Raw genomic sequence first — 15,784 nt, forward strand, 5'->3', positions numbered from 1 at the left:
GGTGGGGCTCTCTGAATTCAGGATTTGATTAAGGCGTTGAAAGCGCGGGCGCGGCGCGTGACTTCCTGGGTGCTGTCGGCACCGAACAGGCCGTGGACCACGGCCAGTAAGTCGGCACCGTGGGCCACCAAGGGCTCGGCGTTTTCCAGGGTGACGCCCCCGATCACGCAGATCGGTAGGTGCAGGCGCTTGCGGGCCTCAGCCAGCATTTCAAGGGTGGCGGCAGGCGCACCAGGCTTGGTATTGGAATTGAAGAAGCGACCGAAGGCGACGTAACTGGCGCCTTCGCGCGCGGCCTGTTCGGCCAGTTCAATCTGGCTGTGGCAGGTGGCGCCGATGATGGCTTTGGAGCCCAGCAGCGCACGGGCCGGTGTCAGTGGGCCGTCGGTCTGGCCCAGGTGCACGCCGACGCCCAGGCGCGCGGCCAACTCGGCGTCATCGTTGATGATCAGTTGGGTCTTGTAGCGCGAGCACAGTTCACGCAGCTTTTCGGCTTCACGCAGGCGCCGAGCTTCGTCGCTGCTTTTGTCGCGGTACTGCAACAGGGTCACGCCACCGTCCAACGCCGCTTCCACATAGGCGAGGAATTTGCCGGCCAACAGTTGGCTGTCGGTGATGGCGTAAAGGCCACGTAGTTTCATCGGGCAGGCCTCTTGATGTTCAAGCAGGAAGTTACGAGCAGAAATCCAGCGGCAGCCGGCGCGGTACAAACTGGCCCTGGCCGAGCTGTTCAGCGTCACGCAGGGTGCGCCAGGTGTAGTTGAGCGCCGATTGCACCGCGCTCACCAGACCTTCGCCCTGAGCGATCCTCCCGGCCAGTGCGCTGGCCAGGGTGCAGCCCGAACCGTGATAGCTGCCGGGCAGGCGCTGGCAGGTAAAGGTCTGGTGCGTGCCGTCGCGGCTGTAGAGGCGGTTGTGCACTTCATGCTCGTCGCCATGTCCGCCGGTGATCAACAGATGCTTTATAAATGGCAGCAGTTTTTCGGCGCATTCGTCCGCGGTGCCTTCGGGCAGTTCGGCGAGAATGCGCGCTTCGGGCAGGTTCGGTGTGGCAATCAGCGACAACGGCAGCAGCCGCTCGCGCATGGCGTAGCCCACTTCGTCCTTGCCCAGGCTCCCGCCGCCGCCGGCACGCAGCACCGGGTCGCACACTACCGGCAGGTGCGGATGCGCCTGCAGCAGTTCGACCACGGTGTCGACCATTGCGGTGGAACCGAGCATGCCCAACTTGACCGCCGCTACTTCGGAATCGCCGAGCACGGCATTGGCCTGGGCCAATACCCACTCGCGGTCGAGCACGCGAAAATCGCTGACATTGACGGTGTTCTGCACGGTCAGGGCAGTAACGGCCGGAGCCGCCTGGCACCCTTGGGCGAGCAGGGCTTCGATATCTGCCTGCAAGCCGGCGCCACCACTGGGATCATGGCCGGAGAGACAGAGGACAACAGGGCGAGAGCTGTAGATATTCATGGTGCGCGAGCTTACCACCAAACGCTTTTGGCGTGGCCGTCGCCCGATGGTTGAATTTTGTCCAGGCGGCGACGCTTTTTTGGCACTTTTCTTCTCGCAAAAGTGTGCTGAAAGCCTTGTCCTAGAGCCTTCAGGAAAATTATTTCAATGGTGTCCAATGGCCTTTAGCGGCTATGCTAAAGTGGATCCAAACAACTTAACTGTATCGCCGGTGTACGTCTTCTCAAAAGGAATGGGGGCTTTTGACATAACCGGACAGGCCACGCTGGGGCTCTATGCGCTATTTGCTGATCTTATTGTTGTGCGGGCTGCCGATGCTCGCCAACGCCATCGAGTTCAACCAGGACACTCGCAGCCTGGCACTGGGCCGAGCCATGCAAGTGCTCGAAGACCCGACCGATGCCCTCACGATTGCCGATGTCAGCGCGCCTTCCGCCGCCCGACAATTCAAACCCCACGATAAAGACACCCTCAATGCCGGCTATTCACGCTCGGTGTTCTGGCTCAAGGTCAACCTGCATTACCTGCCACACAGCCCCGAGGCCCAACGTACTTGGTTGCTGGAGTTGGCCTACCCGCCGCTGGACCACCTTGACCTGTACCTGCCCGATAGCACCGGCAACTATCGCCTGGCCGGGCGCACCGGGGATGCGTTGCCGTTTTCCGCCCGTGAGATTCGCCAGAACAACTACCTGTTCAAGATCGATTTCACCCCCGGCGAGGCGAAAACCGTGTACCTGCGCCTGCAAAGCGAAGGCTCGATCCAGGCCCCGCTGACCCTTTGGTCCAGCACCGCCTACCTGGAACAGCAGCCGCTGCGCTTGTATGTATTGGGCCTGATCTACGGCGTGTTGTTGGGGATGCTGGTGTACAACCTGTTTATCTACCTCAGCGTGCGCGACACCAGCTACCTCTATTACATCTTCTATATCGCTTCGTTCGGCATGTACCAGTTGTCGGTCAACGGCGCGGCAGTGGAGTATTTCTGGCCGAACAACCCCTGGTGGGCGAATGCCGCGACGCCGTTCCTGATCGGTGCGGCCGCGTTGTTTGGCAGCTTGTTCGCGCGCAGCTTCCTGCATACGGCGCAGCACAGTCGCTGGATCAACCGCTTACTGCTGGCGTTGGTGGCCTGCGGTGCCGTGGTGATGTTGTTATCGCTGATGACCAGCTACGCCCTGGCGCTGCGCCTGGCTACCGGCTTGGCGTTGGTGTTTACCGTGACTATCTTTGTCGCCGCCATCAAGGCCTGGTACTGCGGGCAGCGGGTGGCGCGCTATTTCATCATTGCTTGGTCGGCCTTCCTGCTGGGCGGAGTGGTGAATACGCTGATGGTGCTGGGCTACCTGCCCAATGTGTTCCTTACGATGTACGCCAGCCAGATCGGCTCGGCGATTGAGGTGGCGCTGTTGTCCCTGGCGTTGGCTGATCGCATCAATGCCATGCGTGAGCAACAGGCGCAGATTCTGCTCGACGCCAGCCAGAAGCTCGAAGTGCTCAACCAGCAACTCGCCCGCAGCAACCGGCTCAAGGATGAGTTCCTCGCCACCCTGACCCACGAACTGCGCACCCCTATGAACGGCGTGATCGGCTCCCTTGAGTTGATGCAAACCGTGCCACTGGACGACGACCTCGCGCAATACCAGCAAACCGCCGCCGGCTCGGCGCGGGACATGATGCGCATGGTCAACGGCATTCTGACCCTCACCGAACTGCAGGCCGGGCGCCTCAGTGCACAGCTTCAGGTGTTCAGCCTGCGCGGCGTGCTCGACACCTTGCGCCAGCAATTCAGCGCCAGCGCCCAAGCCAAAGGCTTGGCGTTTTCCATCGATGTGGCCGATGAACTGCCGGACCGCGTGGTGGGCGACGCAGACAAACTTATCCAGTGCCTGGATTGCCTGCTGGACAACGCATTCAAATTCACCCACGAAGGCGCCGTGCGCCTGCGGGTGGTGGGTGTGCCCCACAGCGACGGTGGCTTGCGCCTGAGCTTTATTGTGACCGACACCGGTATTGGCTTCGCCTTCCTCGACGAGGCCACCCTGTACCAGCGGTTTTTCCAGCTCGATGGCTCCATGACTCGTGAATACGGCGGCATGGGTATCGGCCTGGCTATCTGCCGGCAATTGATCGAGCTGTTGGGCGGGCGCCTCACGCACCATTCCGAGCCAAGTAAGGGCAGTCGTTTTCAACTGGAAGTGGAAGTCAGCCCGGTGGCGCCTGAAGCAAAACCGGCGGCGGATCGGCAGCGCGCGCCTCAGGATTGCGCGGTGCTGCTGGTGGATGACAACAGCATCGGCCAACTGGTGGTGCGCGGCATGTTGCTCAAACTCGGTTACCGAGTGAAAAACGTGGACAGCGGCCCGAGCGCATTAGCGGCCTTGCAGAGGGGCAATTTCGACGCGGTGGTGTTGGATATACCTGAGGGCGGCTTCTCATTGTGCTGTCAGATCCGTGCACTGCCGGGCTGTGCAGAGTTGCCGGTGATTGCCTTGAGCACGTCGCTGAATGTGTCTGAGCGCGAGCACTGTCATGGCATCGGTGTGTCCGACCGCCTCGCCAAGCCTGTGCGCTTTGAGGCCTTGCGGGCCGTGTTGGAGCGCCGGGTGCTGTGTCCGCAAGAGGGTGAAAGCGCCGGGCATTCGGCGGGTATGTCACTTTTTTAAGGCGGGTGACGGTGCTTAACTGAAATTCAGGCCTCAACTCAACGGGGCTTTTTCCATGAGGCCCCGTCATGAACCTGCACCCGTTCGCCGAAACCCACGACGTCACTAACCAGCCCCCATCCCTGGATGGCACCAACCTTTACCGCATCGATTTGCCGTTGCAAGAGTGGTCGCGCCGCTTTGGTGCCGGCTGGGCGCAACCGCGCCTCGATGCCTATGGCGCGCTGGCCGGTGGGCCGTTGATGGCGGCCGGTTTCCTGGCGAACCAGAACAAGCCCGTGTTCAACAGCCATGACCGTTATGGTCATCGCATCGACCTGGTGGAATTTCATCCTGCTTACCACGAACTGATGCGTATCGCCGTCGAACACGGCCTGCCGTCGTTGCCGTGGGCACACCCGCAGTCCGGCGCTCATGTGGCGCGGGCCGCGATGACTTATCTCCACAGCCAGGCCGAAGCCGGCACTGGCTGCCCGCTGACCATGACCTTCGCCTGCGTCCCGGCCCTGCGCCTGCAATCGGACCTGGCGAAGACGTGGTTGCCGAAAATCCTCAGCACCGAATATGACCCGCGCAATGTCGGTATCGCCCATAAGACCGGCGCCACCATCGGCATGGCCATGACCGAAAAACAGGGCGGCACCGATGTGCGGGCCAATACCACTCGCGCGTATCCGGTAGGGGCCGGCGGTCCAGGGCAAGCTTATGAGCTGGTCGGGCATAAGTGGTTCTGCTCGGCGCCGATGTGCGATGCGTTCCTGACGCTGGCTCAGACTGACAAGGGCCTGACCTGTTTCCTACTGCCTCGGCACCGCCCGGATGACACGCGCAACGAGTTCTATATCCAGCGCCTTAAAAACAAGCTCGGTAATTGCTCCAACGCCTCCAGCGAAGTGGAGTTTCGCGGTGCCCTGGCCTGGATGATCGGCGAAGAAGGCCGTGGCGTGCCGACCATCATCGAGATGGTCGCCATGACCCGCTTTGACTGCATGGTCGGCTCCAGCGCCTTGATGCGCCAGGCGTTGACCCAGGCCAGTCATCATTGCGCCCATCGCTTGGTAGGTGGCCGTGTACTCAGTGAGCAACCGCTGATGCAAAACGTGCTGGCCGACCTGGCCCTGGAAAGCGAAGCCTCGCTGGCCTTGAGCATGCGCATGGGCTGCGCCCTGGATAATCTGGGTGATGAGCGGGAGGCCAAATTCGCCCGGCTGGTGACAGCGGTGGGCAAATATTGGATCTGCAAGCGCGCCCCGGCGATGATCAATGAAGCCGCCGAGTGCATGGGCGGCGCGGGGTATGTCGAGGACAGCATCCTGCCGCGCTTGTACCGTGAGGCACCGGTAAATTCGACGTGGGAAGGTTCCGGCAATGTGCAGTGCCTGGACGTGCTGCGCGCTCTGTCCAAAGAGCCCGGCGTGCTGGAAGCGCTGTTTGTCGAACTCGGTGACGGGCATGGCGATAAGCAGCTGGCGCGGCACATCGAACAACTGAAGTCGGCGTTCATGGACACCCAGGACATTCAGTATCGCGCGCGGCAGTTGACTGAGGACATCGCCGTGGCACTGCAGGCCAAGTTATTGCTGGAGGCCGGTCATGGTGCGGTCAGCGATGGGTTTATCGCCAGCCGTTTGGGCCAGTCGTCTGGCCGCGTCTACGGCACCTTGCCGCGTGGCGTCGATGTCGGGGCCATCGTCGCGCGCTCAAGCCCCAATGTCTCTGAATAGACACGGTCCAAATGGGGGAGGGGGCTTGCTTCCGATGGCTGAGTGTCCGTCAGCCTATCTATAAACTGACCCACCGCTATCGGGAGCAAGCCCCCTCCCACATGGATTGCAGCCATCTTGAGAGGGCACTCCAATTCAAGGTTTGCGTCTGACAGGGATACAGGCAAGATAAAGGCCTGCAAGTCAGAACACAGGATGCTTACCGTGACCGAAGCTTTTGTTGTCGTTCAAACCGCCGAAGAGGCAGTGGATCGGCTGGCGGCCCTGCATGAGCGGGCTACCGGCGCGCTCAATCAAGCCCTCAAGCAATACCTCAAGGACCGCGTCGAACCCGACGCCGCACAACGCGCGTTGTTTCGTTATCCAGAATTGCGCCTGACCTACCATTGCCACGGCGAAGTCCCACAGACTACCCGGGCGTATGCCAAGGTCCAGCTACCAGGGACCTACAGCGTTACCGTCACCCATCCGGCGGCGTTTCGTAAGTATTTGCTGGAACAATTGGTGCCGCTGATGCACGACTTCACCGTGACGGTGGAAGTGGGCGTCAGCCAGCAGAACATTCCGTACCCGTACGTGGTAGAGCAGGGCGACGAACTGGCCGGCTCTGGCGTAACCGCGGCCACCCTGGCCCGTGTGTTCCCCAGCACCGATCTGTCGGCCGCCACCGATGGGATCGCCGACGGCCTCTACGACTGGGAAAATACCGACCCGCTGCCCCTTGCACTGTTCGATGCGGCGCGTGTGGACTTCTCCCTGCGCCGCCTGGTGCATTACACCGGCAGCGACTGGCGCCATGTGCAGCCGTGGATCCTGCTGACCAACTACCACCGTTATGTCGACCAGTTCATCCTGCATGGCCTGGAGCAACTGCGCAGCGATCCGCGCTTTATCCGCATGGTGCTGCCGGGCAACGTGGTGATCGATAAGAGCATGGACCACGGCGAAGCATCGGCCATTGCCGCGGGCGTGGTCTGGCATCGCTATCAGATGCCGGCCTATCACCTGCAGGCCAGCGATGGTCACGGCGTAACGCTGGTGAACATCGGCGTCGGCCCGTCCAACGCCAAGAACATCACTGACCACCTGGCCGTGCTGCGTCCGCATTGCTGGCTGATGATTGGCCACTGCGGCGGCCTGCGCCAATCCCAGACCATTGGCGACTACGTACTGGCCCACGCCTATATGCGCCGCGACGGGATTCTCGACCGCGTGGTGCCGCCGAACATTCCGATCCCGGCCCTGGCCGAAGTGCAGATGGCCTTGCAGCAAGCCGCCGCCAACGTCACCGGCGAAAAAGGCGAAGAGCTGAAAAAGCGCCTGCGCACCGGCACCGTGCTGACCTACGACGATCGCAACTGGGAACTGCGCTGGGCCCAGGAACGGCCATTGATCAACTTGTCCCGCGCCGTGGCGGTGGACATGGAAAGCGGCACCATCGCCGCCCAGGGCTACCGCTTGCGCGTACCGTACGGCACGTTGTTGTGTGTGTCGGACAAGCCGCTGCACAGTGAGATCAAATTGCCGGGTTCGGCCAACGCGTTCTACGAACGTGCGGTCAGCCAGCACTTGAAGATTGGCATCGAGGCGGTGGACCTGTTGCGCACCGAACTCAACTCGCTGCACTCGCGCAAGCTGCGCAGTTTCGACGAGCCGCCGTTCCGCTAAGCGGTTGGGATGGTCATTTAGCGGTCAGGCCACTAGCATTGTCGGTCCTGACCGTTAGATGTTCCTTTTGCCATGTCCCGTCCTACTCGCCCCGATTCGCGCCGCCCTGGCGTGAAACCTCCGTATTCTGCTGCGCGCCGTGTTGCCAAGGCGCCGCCTGCCGAGCCGAAGTTGGTCCTGTTCAATAAACCCTTCGATGTGCTGACCCAGTTCAGCGACGAAGGCGGGCGCGCGACGCTCAAGGACTTTATCGACATCCCCGGCATTTACCCGGCAGGCCGCCTGGACCGTGACAGCGAAGGCCTCTTGCTGCTGACCAACGATGGTCAGTTGCAGGCGCGTATTGCCGATCCCAAGCACAAACTGGCGAAAACGTACTGGGTGCAGGTGGAAGGCGAACCCACCGAAGCATTGCTGCAACGCCTGCGCGACGGAGTAGAACTCAACGACGGCAAAACCTTGCCCGCCGAGGCCCGGCGTTTGGATGAGCCTGAGTTATGGCCACGCAACCCGCCGGTACGCTTTCGCAAAAACCTACCGACTTACTGGCTTGAACTGGTGATTCGAGAGGGGCGTAACCGCCAGGTGCGACGCATGACCGCCGCCGTGGGCCTGCCGACCTTGCGTCTGGTACGGGTGCGTATTGGCGATTGGACAATCGACGGCCTGGACCAAGGCCAATGGAAGGAAGTACCCGCGCGTTTATAAAGCGCCGGACTCGATGAGGCCGATCACCACGCTCTTGATGATGAACGCGGCCACGCCCAGGCCCAGCACGAAAAACAGGATGAACGAACCAAAGCGCCCGGCCTTGGATTTCTTCGCCAGGTCCCAGACGATAAAGCCCATGAAAATGATCAGGACAGTGACCAGGCCGGTCATCATCCATTCTTCGAAGAGTGCGGGGTCGATGTTATTCATGGGGGCTTCCGACGGGGCAGGCGGTAAGTATACGGCAGCGTCACAGGTGCAACATTGACCTGGATCGAAGTGCGTTCCAAATGTGGGAGGGGGCTTGCTCCCGATGGCGGTGTGTCAGTCAGCTAATCTGTGGCTGACACACCGTCATCGGGAGCAAGCCCCCTCCCACAGTTGACCTTCACCGATCTTAAGTACGCAGGTGGGTCAGCGGCAATTCGGTGCTGTTGAGCACCTGGTTCAGCACAAAGCTCGACCGGACGCTGGTCACGCCTTCAATGCGAGTGAGGTGGCCCAGCAGCAGCTTCTGGTAGTGATCCATGTCCGGCACCACCACTTTCAACTGATAGTCAGCATCCATCCCCGTCACCAAACTGCACTCCAGCACCTGGGGCAAGGTGCGGATGGCTGCTTCGAAATTCTCGAAGCGCTCCGGTGTATGCCGGTCCATACCGATCAGTACATAGGCGGTGAGGCTCAGGCCGAGCATCTTGCGGTCGAGCAGAGCGACCTGGCGGGAGATGTAGCCGTCGTCCTCCAACTGCTTGACCCGGCGCGAGCACGGCGACGGCGACAAGCCGATGCGCTCGGCCAGCTCCTGGTTGGAGATCCTCGCGTCGCGCTGCAATTCCGCCAAAATACTCAGGTCGTATCGGTCAAGCTTGCTCATTGGGTTGGCCTTTGTCGTAACTATTGCGGCGAATTATCCATGAAGGGTTAAAAATTGCGCAAGCACTGTTTATTGACGCAATCTTCGCAATCATCTGTCGGGCGCTGGCGGGTATCTTTATCAACAGAATCACCGCCTGGACAACAGTCCACAGCAGCACGCCCAATCAGGCCTGCTGCGGCCGCCACCCCAGCAGGGTTGAGCCGGCCTCTAGGCTGCACACTGTCCACAAGACGGCGTGAGGTGAGCCAACGTCAAAAGCGTTGAGCATGGACGAAGTTCTCAAGGGGTGGCCGACGGGTCACCCCTTTTCTTTTGCCTTAAGAAAATTGTTCTCGTGACTGATAACCTGTCTCAGAACCGGGCGAGGCTTTTCCAGTCTCATGTTCAAGCCCTAATCCGCAGTGAGGAATAGCATGAAGCGCATCTGGCGTATGGCAGGTGTTGGTTTGCTGGTGGTCACCGTCGGCACGCAAGTGATGGCTGAAGAGCAACGCCCTGAAGCGGGCGGCCAGCATGAAAGAGGGGCGGAGCGTGGTCGGCAGGGTAACGAACAGCCGCGCCCGCAAAATAACCAGCCGCGCCCGCAGCCTCAGAACAATCAACCACGGCCCGAAAACAATCAGCCGCGTCCACAGAACCCGCATTTTGATCGCGCCGAGCAACAACAGCACGGTGGCGGACAGGGACAAGGTCGCCCGCAAGGTGCCGAACAGCCTCGGCCAGCACCGCAGCCTGCGAATAACCTGCCGATCCAGAGCCGCCCCGATACCGTGCGCCAGACCCAGGAGCCACGCCAGGGTTACTACCGTGACATCCCTCGTCGTAACGACGGCAACCAGCATTGGGAGGCCGGTGGTCCCGGTTCACGTCCGGGCAACAACGGCGGCGGTTACAACAACGGCCATCCCGGCGATAACCGTTGGCCAGGCCGTCCCGATGGGCATGGCAACGGCTGGGGGCCTGGCCCGCAATATCGTCCCGGTTATATCGTCGACCGCTTCCCCGACCGCAATTACCGCGTGCCGTACCGTGGCCAGGATTACTTCTTCTCCGGCGGCTACTGGTACCGCCCTCAAGGCCCGCGCTATGTAGTCGTGGCGCCGCCGTATGGCATTCGGGTGCATTACTTGCCGGACTATGCGCGCGAAGTCTGGGTCGGTGGCTCGCTGTTGTTCCTCGCCGCTGGCGCTTACTACGCCTACGAACAAAGCACCCAGCAATACGTGGTGGTGCAACCGCCGGCGCAAGTGCCGGCGCCGCAGCCAGCACCGCAAGGCAATGGCTATGACGTGGTGGCCTATCCCGCCAACGGGCAGTCACCGGCGCAAGTCCAGCAGGACGGTTACGACTGTTATCGCTGGGCGGTGCAACAAAGCGGCTTCGACCCGCAGGCGGCCACCTACGCCCCTGACCCAGCGGTGGTGCAAACCTACCGCCAGGCCCAGGGCAACTGCCTGAGCAGTCGCGGGTATCAGGTGCAGTACTAGGCCTTGGCGCCCGTAACCACTTCTCGTGGGTCGGCGTGCACCAGCACTTCGGCACGCGGGTAGGCGGCGTGAATGGCATCGGCGGCCTGGTCGCTGATGCCGTGGGCCACTGACAGGGTCAACTCCCCTGGCAGCTCCAGGTGCAACTGCACAAACCAATGGTTGCCAGAGATGCGCGTGCGCAAGTCATGGGCACCCAGCACCCCCGGCACGCCGCGCGCCAGTTCCAGCATGTGCTGGCTGACGTCCGGCGGCAGTTCCTCGTCCATCAACACCGCAAAGCTTTCCTTGGCGATCTGGATCGCGCTCCACAAAATGTAGGCGGCGATGCCCAGGCCGAACCAAGCATCGAACTGATGAAAACCCATGCCCGCCAGTACCAGCGCCACGAGGATGCTGCCGTTGAGCAGCAAGTCCGAGCGATAGTGCAACGAGTCCGCCCGCACGGCATTGGAGCCGGTTTCGCGCACAACTCGGTGTTGCAGCATCAGCAGTGCCACGGTCAGCGCCAGGGAAAACACGATCACCCCAATGCTCAGCCACGGCGCGCCGACGGGTTCTGGATGCTGCAAACGCTCGTAGGCCTGCAAGGCGATCAGCACCGCACTGCCACCGATAAACAACGCCTGGGCCATGCCCGCCAGCGACTCCGCCTTGCCGTGGCCGTAACGGTGATCGTCATCGGCTGGGCGCAGGGCGTAATGGACCGCCAGCAGGTTCAGCAGCGAGGTCACGCCATCGAGCAGTGAGTCAGTCAACCCGGCGAGCATGCTCACCGAGCCGCTGAGCCACCAGGCGATGGCCTTTGTGACGATCAGCGCACAGGCCACGCCCACCGAGGCGCGGGTGGCCAGGCGTAACAGCCGGGCGTGTTCGGGACTGCTGGTCATAAACGTTCCTTAGGCGGCGGGTTGCAGGCCCAGGGACGCAAGTTGTTGCACGCTGCCCTTGAACTGGATCATGCGTGGGTCGTCGAGCGGCAGGGTGCGGCCGGTTTCTTTCTGGATGATGCTTTGCAGCTTGGCGTTGTCGACCTTGCCGTCGGCGCCGATAGCTTCCTGGAGTTTTTCCGGGGCGACCTGGGCCGTCTTGCCGGGTTCGAAATAGATCGCGCCCGTGGCGAAGTCGACGCCGAACGCGATCAAGCCAGGGATCACGTAGAACAACAGGCCTACGGCATCGAGTACGGCAATGGCCGGGTCGATCTTGCCGTCGATCTGGCCACGACGGTCCGGGTAGAAAATCGAACCGCAGGCCGTCAGTTGGCTCAGCAGGGTGACGGCGAGGACACCGCCGATGACACGGGAAGCGATACGCATGAAGACTCTCCTGAACACGGTTGATAGGGGACTATATAGCACTGCCATTGAGACCATCGTCGGCATCCGGCAGTTCGCCGTTATACTCGCCGCTCTGCTTTGGAGCCAGTATGAATTCGTTGCCGATCGATGATGTTTTACCCGCCCTGCGTGACGCCTTGGCGAATCGCCATGAAGCCGTGCTGGAAGCGCCACCCGGCGCCGGTAAAACCACCCGTGTGCCCTTGGCCCTATTGAATGAACCCTGGCTGGCCGGGCAGACCATCCTGATGCTCGAACCCCGGCGTTTGGCCGCTCGCGCCGCCGCCGAACGTCTGGCCAGCGAGCTGGGCGAAAAGGTCGGTGAAACCGTCGGCTACCGCATCCGCCTCGACAGCAAAGTCGGCCCCAACACCCGCATCGAAGTCGTCACCGAAGGCATCCTCACGCGCCGCTTGCAGGACGACCCGGCGCTGGACGGCGTGGGCTTGCTGATCTTTGACGAGTTTCACGAACGCAGCCTCGACGCCGACCTGGCGCTGGCCTTGAGCCTCAACGGCCGCGAGTTGTTTCGCGACGAGCAACCGCTGAAAATCCTGCTGATGTCTGCGACCCTTGAAGGCGAGCGCCTGGCCAGCCTGTTGGATGACGCGCCGATACTGCGCAGTGAAGGGCGCATGTTCCCGGTGCAGATGCGCTGGGGCCGGCCGTACCAGGCCGGTGAATTTATCGAGCCGCGTGTGGTGCAGACTATCCTCGAAGCCGTGCATGACGAGACCGGCAGCGTGTTGGTGTTTCTGCCGGGGCAAGCCGAGATTCGGCGGGTCCACCAGCAACTGGCCGACGCGCTGGGTGATCGCCCTGATGTGCTGTTGTGCCCCCTGCATGGCGAGTTGGACCTGAATGCCCAACGCGCCGCCATCGACCCGGCACCCGCTGGTAAACGCAAAGTCGTACTGGCCACCAACATCGCCGAGACCAGCCTGACCATCAACGGCGTACGCGTGGTGATCGACGCCGGGTTGGCGCGCGTACCGCGTTTCGACCCCGGCAGCGGCATGACCCGCCTCGACACCCAGCGTATCTCCCGCGCCAGCGCCACTCAGCGCGCCGGTCGGGCAGGGCGCTTGGAACCGGGGGTGTGTTATCGGTTGTGGTCCGAAGACCAGCATGAAGGGCTGGCCGCGTATGGCAGTGCGGAAATCCTTGCAGCCGACCTCGCCGGCCTCGCCTTGCAGCTGGCGCGCTGGGGCGTCACGCCCACGCAACTGGTGTGGCTGGATCTGCCGCCGACCGCCGCGTATGCCCAGGCCCAGGATTTGTTGCAACGCCTCGGTGCATTAAACGAAGACACACTCACCGCCCACGGCCAGAAAATGGCCGAGCTGCCGGCCCATCCGCGCATTGCCCACTTGCTGTTGCGCGGGCAGGACTTGGGGTTGGCGGCCACCGCCTGTGATGTCGCCGCCTTGCTGGGTGAGCGCGATATCTTGCGCGGTGGCGGCGCGGATTTGCACAGTCGTCTGGCCCTGCTGTCCGGCGAAGAGCGGGCGCGCGGAACCCAAGGCGGTGTGCAGCGGGCCAAGCAATTGGCGCGGCAATATCGCAGCTATTTAAGAGGCCAGGCGACCCAACCGGTGCCCGACCCCGATCACCCGCGCTGGCTCGCTGCGTTGCTGGCGCTGGCCTACCCGGATCGTGTCGCCCAGCAACGTCGCCCCGGCGGTGCCGAATACCGCCTGGCCAACGGCCGCGCGGCGCTGTTCGCCGAAGCCGACAGCCTGATGAAGCAACCCTGGCTGGTCATCGCCGACCTTGGCAGCCGCCAGGGCCAGCGCGAAGAACACATCTACTTGGCGGCGGATTTTGATCCGGCACTGTTCGACTCGGTACTCGCCGAGCAAGTGCGCAACGTCGACCAGTTGGATTGGGACGAACGCGAAGGCGTGCTGCGTGCCGAGCGCCAGCGCAAAGTCGGCGAACTGGTGCTCAGCCGCGAACCTCTCACCGGTCTCGACGAAAACGCACGCAGCCAGGCGCTGGTCAATCTGGTGCGGCGCAAAGGCCTGGAGTTGTTGCCGTGGACGCCCGAGCTGCGCCAATGGCAGTCCCGCGTCATGCTGCTGCGCCAACTGGACGTCGGCAAAACCAGCGACTGGCCCGACATCAGCGACAGCGCCTTGCTCGCCGACCTGGAGCACTGGCTGATGCCCTACCTGGGCAAGGTCTCGCGCCTGAGCCATTTCGCCAACCTGGATATCTCCAGCTACCTGCACAACCTCTTACCCTGGCCGCTGCCCCAGCGCCTGGACGAGCTGGCGCCGCAGCATGTGAAGGTGCCATCGGGGTCATCGGTGCGGTTGGATTACAGCGAACAACCGCCGATCCTGGCGGTGCGCTTGCAGGAATTGTTCGGGCTGGCGGATACGCCAAGGATTGCGGGCGGGCGTCAGGTGGTGAAGTTGCACCTATTGTCCCCGGCGCGGCGGCCGGTGCAGGTAACGCAGGATCTGGCGAACTTCTGGCGCAGTACGTACGCCGAGGTGAAGAAGGATTTGAAAGGCAGGTATCCCAAGCACTATTGGCCGGATGATCCGTTGATCGCAGAGCCGACCGCGCGGATCAAACCCCGAAAGTAAGCGTGATAGAGATCGAAATGTGGGAGGGTGCTTGCCCTCGATGACTGTGGGCCAGTTACCGATAAGTTGACTGACACGCCGCTATCGGGGGCAAGCCCCCTCCCACATTAGTTTTGTGTGTCTGTTATTGCGCAGCGGGCAGCAGGAAGCGCGCAATCACCGGCAAATGGTTGGAAATACGCAACGTATCCTCCTGCCGCACCTTGGCCTCCACTCGCTTGATCCTCGGGCTGTAGAACAGGTAATCCAGGGTGCGATCCGGGCCATCGATGCTCGGGTCATTGGGAAAATGCGTCAGCCATTTCTCACGATCAATCCCGCTGGATTGGCTGTTGCTCGGGATCATCGGGTACTTATCCCACAACAGATGCAGCTCACTGTCCGGCGAATACTGCCCGCGCTTACCCGCATCCAAACGCAGGAATTGCCCCAGTGGCAGCAGGTTGAAATCACCGCCGATCAGCCAGGGCGTGCCACGGCCTTCAAATTTATCCAGTAACTTTACGGTGGCTTGCACTTGCTCCTGTACGGCACTGCGCCCCGGCGCGTCGCCGTCCAGGCGGGTGTTGAGGACGGCCAGTTGGCCGCCGTCGCTCAGTGGCAGGTAGGTCAACAGCAACGCTGGCTTGGGCTGGAATTGGCGACTGATGAAGTTGGCGTCCGGCACCGGCAATTGCAGGCGCTCGGCGTGTTCGATCTGGTAGCGGCTGAGGGTCGCGAGTTTTCGGCCGACGCTGCCGAAGATATGCAGGTCAGGCACAAAGTCGGCCTTCCAGTCGAAGGCCTGGGCGCTGCATGGATAGAGGTCGACCAGGCGCTCCTGCAACAAGGCAAGTTGGTCCTGGTAATGGGAGGGCTTGGCGTTTTCGTCGAGTTCCTGCAACAGCAGGATGTCGGGCTGTTCGTCGCGAATCACCCGCGCCACTTCATCCAGGCTCACAGCCATGTCTTCCACTGTGGGGCGGTCGTCCGGGCCGCTGCCGTCGGGGGTGTCGTACCAGAACACGTAGTTCTTGCCGGCCAGGTATTGCACGTTCCACGTCATAACCTTGAGCGCCTGCCCTGGCAGCAGCGTCGGCGCGCGGGGCGCAACGCAGCTCACCGGCAAGGTTTCCTTAAGCGCGGGGCGCCAGGTCAGGCTGTAGATCAGGGCGGTGAGCACGCCTGCGATGATCAGCAGGCCCAGCAAGGTGATGCGCAATAAACGGGTCATCGGCTCGGCTTATAGCGTTTCAGGAATG

13 protein-coding genes are annotated in these 15,784 nt (G+C 62.1%); 6 read left to right on the forward strand and 7 right to left on the reverse strand.

Annotated features, from left to right (window positions below):
• Nucleotides 1-17: 17 nt before the first annotated feature.
• Complete coding sequence (gene thiE / locus CKW32_RS24570) at nucleotides 18-641, reverse strand: thiamine phosphate synthase (protein WP_032884613.1); 624 nt, start codon at nucleotides 639-641, stop codon at nucleotides 18-20.
• A 31-nt stretch (nucleotides 642-672) separates the two neighbouring features.
• A complete protein-coding gene (locus tag CKW32_RS24575) occupies nucleotides 673-1,470 on the reverse strand; it encodes a hydroxymethylpyrimidine/phosphomethylpyrimidine kinase (protein ID WP_095186213.1) in 798 nt (265 codons plus the stop codon).
• 275 nt (nucleotides 1,471-1,745) lie between these two features.
• On the opposite strand from CKW32_RS24575, the gene CKW32_RS24580 reads away from it, so the two are divergent.
• From CKW32_RS24580 to CKW32_RS24595, 4 genes are all read left to right on the forward strand, one after another.
• Nucleotides 1,746-4,136 (forward strand): hybrid sensor histidine kinase/response regulator, encoded by a 2,391-nt coding sequence (locus CKW32_RS24580; RefSeq protein ID WP_095186214.1) that lies wholly within the window; start codon nucleotides 1,746-1,748, stop codon nucleotides 4,134-4,136.
• 68 nt (nucleotides 4,137-4,204) lie between these two features.
• Complete coding sequence (locus CKW32_RS24585) at nucleotides 4,205-5,860, forward strand: acyl-CoA dehydrogenase family protein (protein ID WP_095186215.1); 1,656 nt, start codon at nucleotides 4,205-4,207, stop codon at nucleotides 5,858-5,860.
• A gap of 195 nt (nucleotides 5,861-6,055) precedes the next feature.
• Complete coding sequence (gene amn / locus CKW32_RS24590; RefSeq protein ID WP_163033266.1) at nucleotides 6,056-7,528, forward strand: AMP nucleosidase; 1,473 nt, start codon at nucleotides 6,056-6,058, stop codon at nucleotides 7,526-7,528.
• 72 nt (nucleotides 7,529-7,600) lie between these two features.
• Nucleotides 7,601-8,236, forward strand: a complete 636-nt coding sequence (locus tag CKW32_RS24595) for a pseudouridine synthase (RefSeq protein ID WP_095186216.1) — start codon at nucleotides 7,601-7,603, stop codon at nucleotides 8,234-8,236.
• On the opposite strand, the gene CKW32_RS24600 is transcribed toward CKW32_RS24595, so the two are convergent.
• Together CKW32_RS24600 and CKW32_RS24605 are read right to left on the reverse strand one after the other, a co-directional pair.
• Nucleotides 8,231-8,440 carry a DUF2788 domain-containing protein gene (locus CKW32_RS24600; protein ID WP_032884769.1) on the reverse strand — a complete coding sequence of 70 codons (210 nt, stop codon included), beginning with the start codon at nucleotides 8,438-8,440 and terminating at the stop codon, nucleotides 8,231-8,233. The genes CKW32_RS24595 and CKW32_RS24600 overlap by 6 nt on opposite strands.
• A gap of 196 nt (nucleotides 8,441-8,636) precedes the next feature.
• Nucleotides 8,637-9,116 (reverse strand): Lrp/AsnC family transcriptional regulator, encoded by a 480-nt coding sequence (locus CKW32_RS24605; RefSeq protein ID WP_003176264.1) that lies wholly within the window; start codon nucleotides 9,114-9,116, stop codon nucleotides 8,637-8,639.
• 416 nt (nucleotides 9,117-9,532) lie between these two features.
• Here CKW32_RS24605 and CKW32_RS24610 point away from each other — a divergent pair, with 416 nt between their 5' ends.
• Nucleotides 9,533-10,606: a DUF6515 family protein gene (locus tag CKW32_RS24610; RefSeq protein WP_095186217.1), complete on the forward strand. Its 1,074-nt coding sequence runs from the start codon at nucleotides 9,533-9,535 to the stop codon at nucleotides 10,604-10,606.
• Here CKW32_RS24610 and CKW32_RS24615 read toward each other — a convergent pair.
• Nucleotides 10,603-11,496 (reverse strand): cation diffusion facilitator family transporter, encoded by an 894-nt coding sequence (locus CKW32_RS24615; RefSeq protein ID WP_032884620.1) that lies wholly within the window; start codon nucleotides 11,494-11,496, stop codon nucleotides 10,603-10,605. The two genes, CKW32_RS24610 and CKW32_RS24615, sit on opposite strands and share 4 nt — an antisense overlap.
• A gap of 9 nt (nucleotides 11,497-11,505) precedes the next feature.
• A complete protein-coding gene (locus tag CKW32_RS24620) occupies nucleotides 11,506-11,925 on the reverse strand; it encodes a hypothetical protein (RefSeq protein WP_032884621.1) in 420 nt (139 codons plus the stop codon).
• A gap of 110 nt (nucleotides 11,926-12,035) precedes the next feature.
• Between CKW32_RS24620 and hrpB the strand changes: the two genes are divergently transcribed.
• Nucleotides 12,036-14,543: an ATP-dependent helicase HrpB gene (gene hrpB / locus CKW32_RS24625; protein WP_095186218.1), complete on the forward strand. Its 2,508-nt coding sequence runs from the start codon at nucleotides 12,036-12,038 to the stop codon at nucleotides 14,541-14,543.
• Nucleotides 14,544-14,667: 124 nt separating this feature from the next.
• Here hrpB and CKW32_RS24630 read toward each other — a convergent pair whose 3' ends face one another.
• The gene (locus tag CKW32_RS24630; RefSeq protein ID WP_095186219.1) at nucleotides 14,668-15,756 is read right to left on the reverse strand and encodes an endonuclease/exonuclease/phosphatase family protein; all 1,089 of its coding nucleotides are present in this window, start codon (nucleotides 15,754-15,756) and stop codon (nucleotides 14,668-14,670) included.
• Nucleotides 15,757-15,784: the final 28 nt, after the last annotated feature.

Source organism: Pseudomonas sp. Irchel 3H9, from assembly GCF_900187495.1.
Classification (GTDB): domain Bacteria; phylum Pseudomonadota; class Gammaproteobacteria; order Pseudomonadales; family Pseudomonadaceae; genus Aquipseudomonas; species Aquipseudomonas sivasensis.

Coding starts and splice junctions, on each gene's coding strand:
- CKW32_RS24630 (WP_095186219.1), bottom strand. CDS start 15,756: ATGACCCGTTTATTGCGCATCACCTTGCTGGGCCTGCTGATCATCGCA.
- CKW32_RS24595 (WP_095186216.1), top strand. CDS start 7,601: ATGTCCCGTCCTACTCGCCCCGATTCGCGCCGCCCTGGCGTGAAACCT.
- thiE (WP_032884613.1), bottom strand. CDS start 641: ATGAAACTACGTGGCCTTTACGCCATCACCGACAGCCAACTGTTGGCC.
- CKW32_RS24610 (WP_095186217.1), top strand. CDS start 9,533: ATGAAGCGCATCTGGCGTATGGCAGGTGTTGGTTTGCTGGTGGTCACC.
- CKW32_RS24575 (WP_095186213.1), bottom strand. CDS start 1,470: ATGAATATCTACAGCTCTCGCCCTGTTGTCCTCTGTCTCTCCGGCCAT.
- CKW32_RS24605 (WP_003176264.1), bottom strand. CDS start 9,116: ATGAGCAAGCTTGACCGATACGACCTGAGTATTTTGGCGGAATTGCAG.
- CKW32_RS24615 (WP_032884620.1), bottom strand. CDS start 11,496: ATGACCAGCAGTCCCGAACACGCCCGGCTGTTACGCCTGGCCACCCGC.
- CKW32_RS24620 (WP_032884621.1), bottom strand. CDS start 11,925: ATGCGTATCGCTTCCCGTGTCATCGGCGGTGTCCTCGCCGTCACCCTG.
- amn (WP_163033266.1), top strand. CDS start 6,056: ATGCTTACCGTGACCGAAGCTTTTGTTGTCGTTCAAACCGCCGAAGAG.
- CKW32_RS24585 (WP_095186215.1), top strand. CDS start 4,205: ATGAACCTGCACCCGTTCGCCGAAACCCACGACGTCACTAACCAGCCC.
- hrpB (WP_095186218.1), top strand. CDS start 12,036: ATGAATTCGTTGCCGATCGATGATGTTTTACCCGCCCTGCGTGACGCC.
- CKW32_RS24580 (WP_095186214.1), top strand. CDS start 1,746: ATGCGCTATTTGCTGATCTTATTGTTGTGCGGGCTGCCGATGCTCGCC.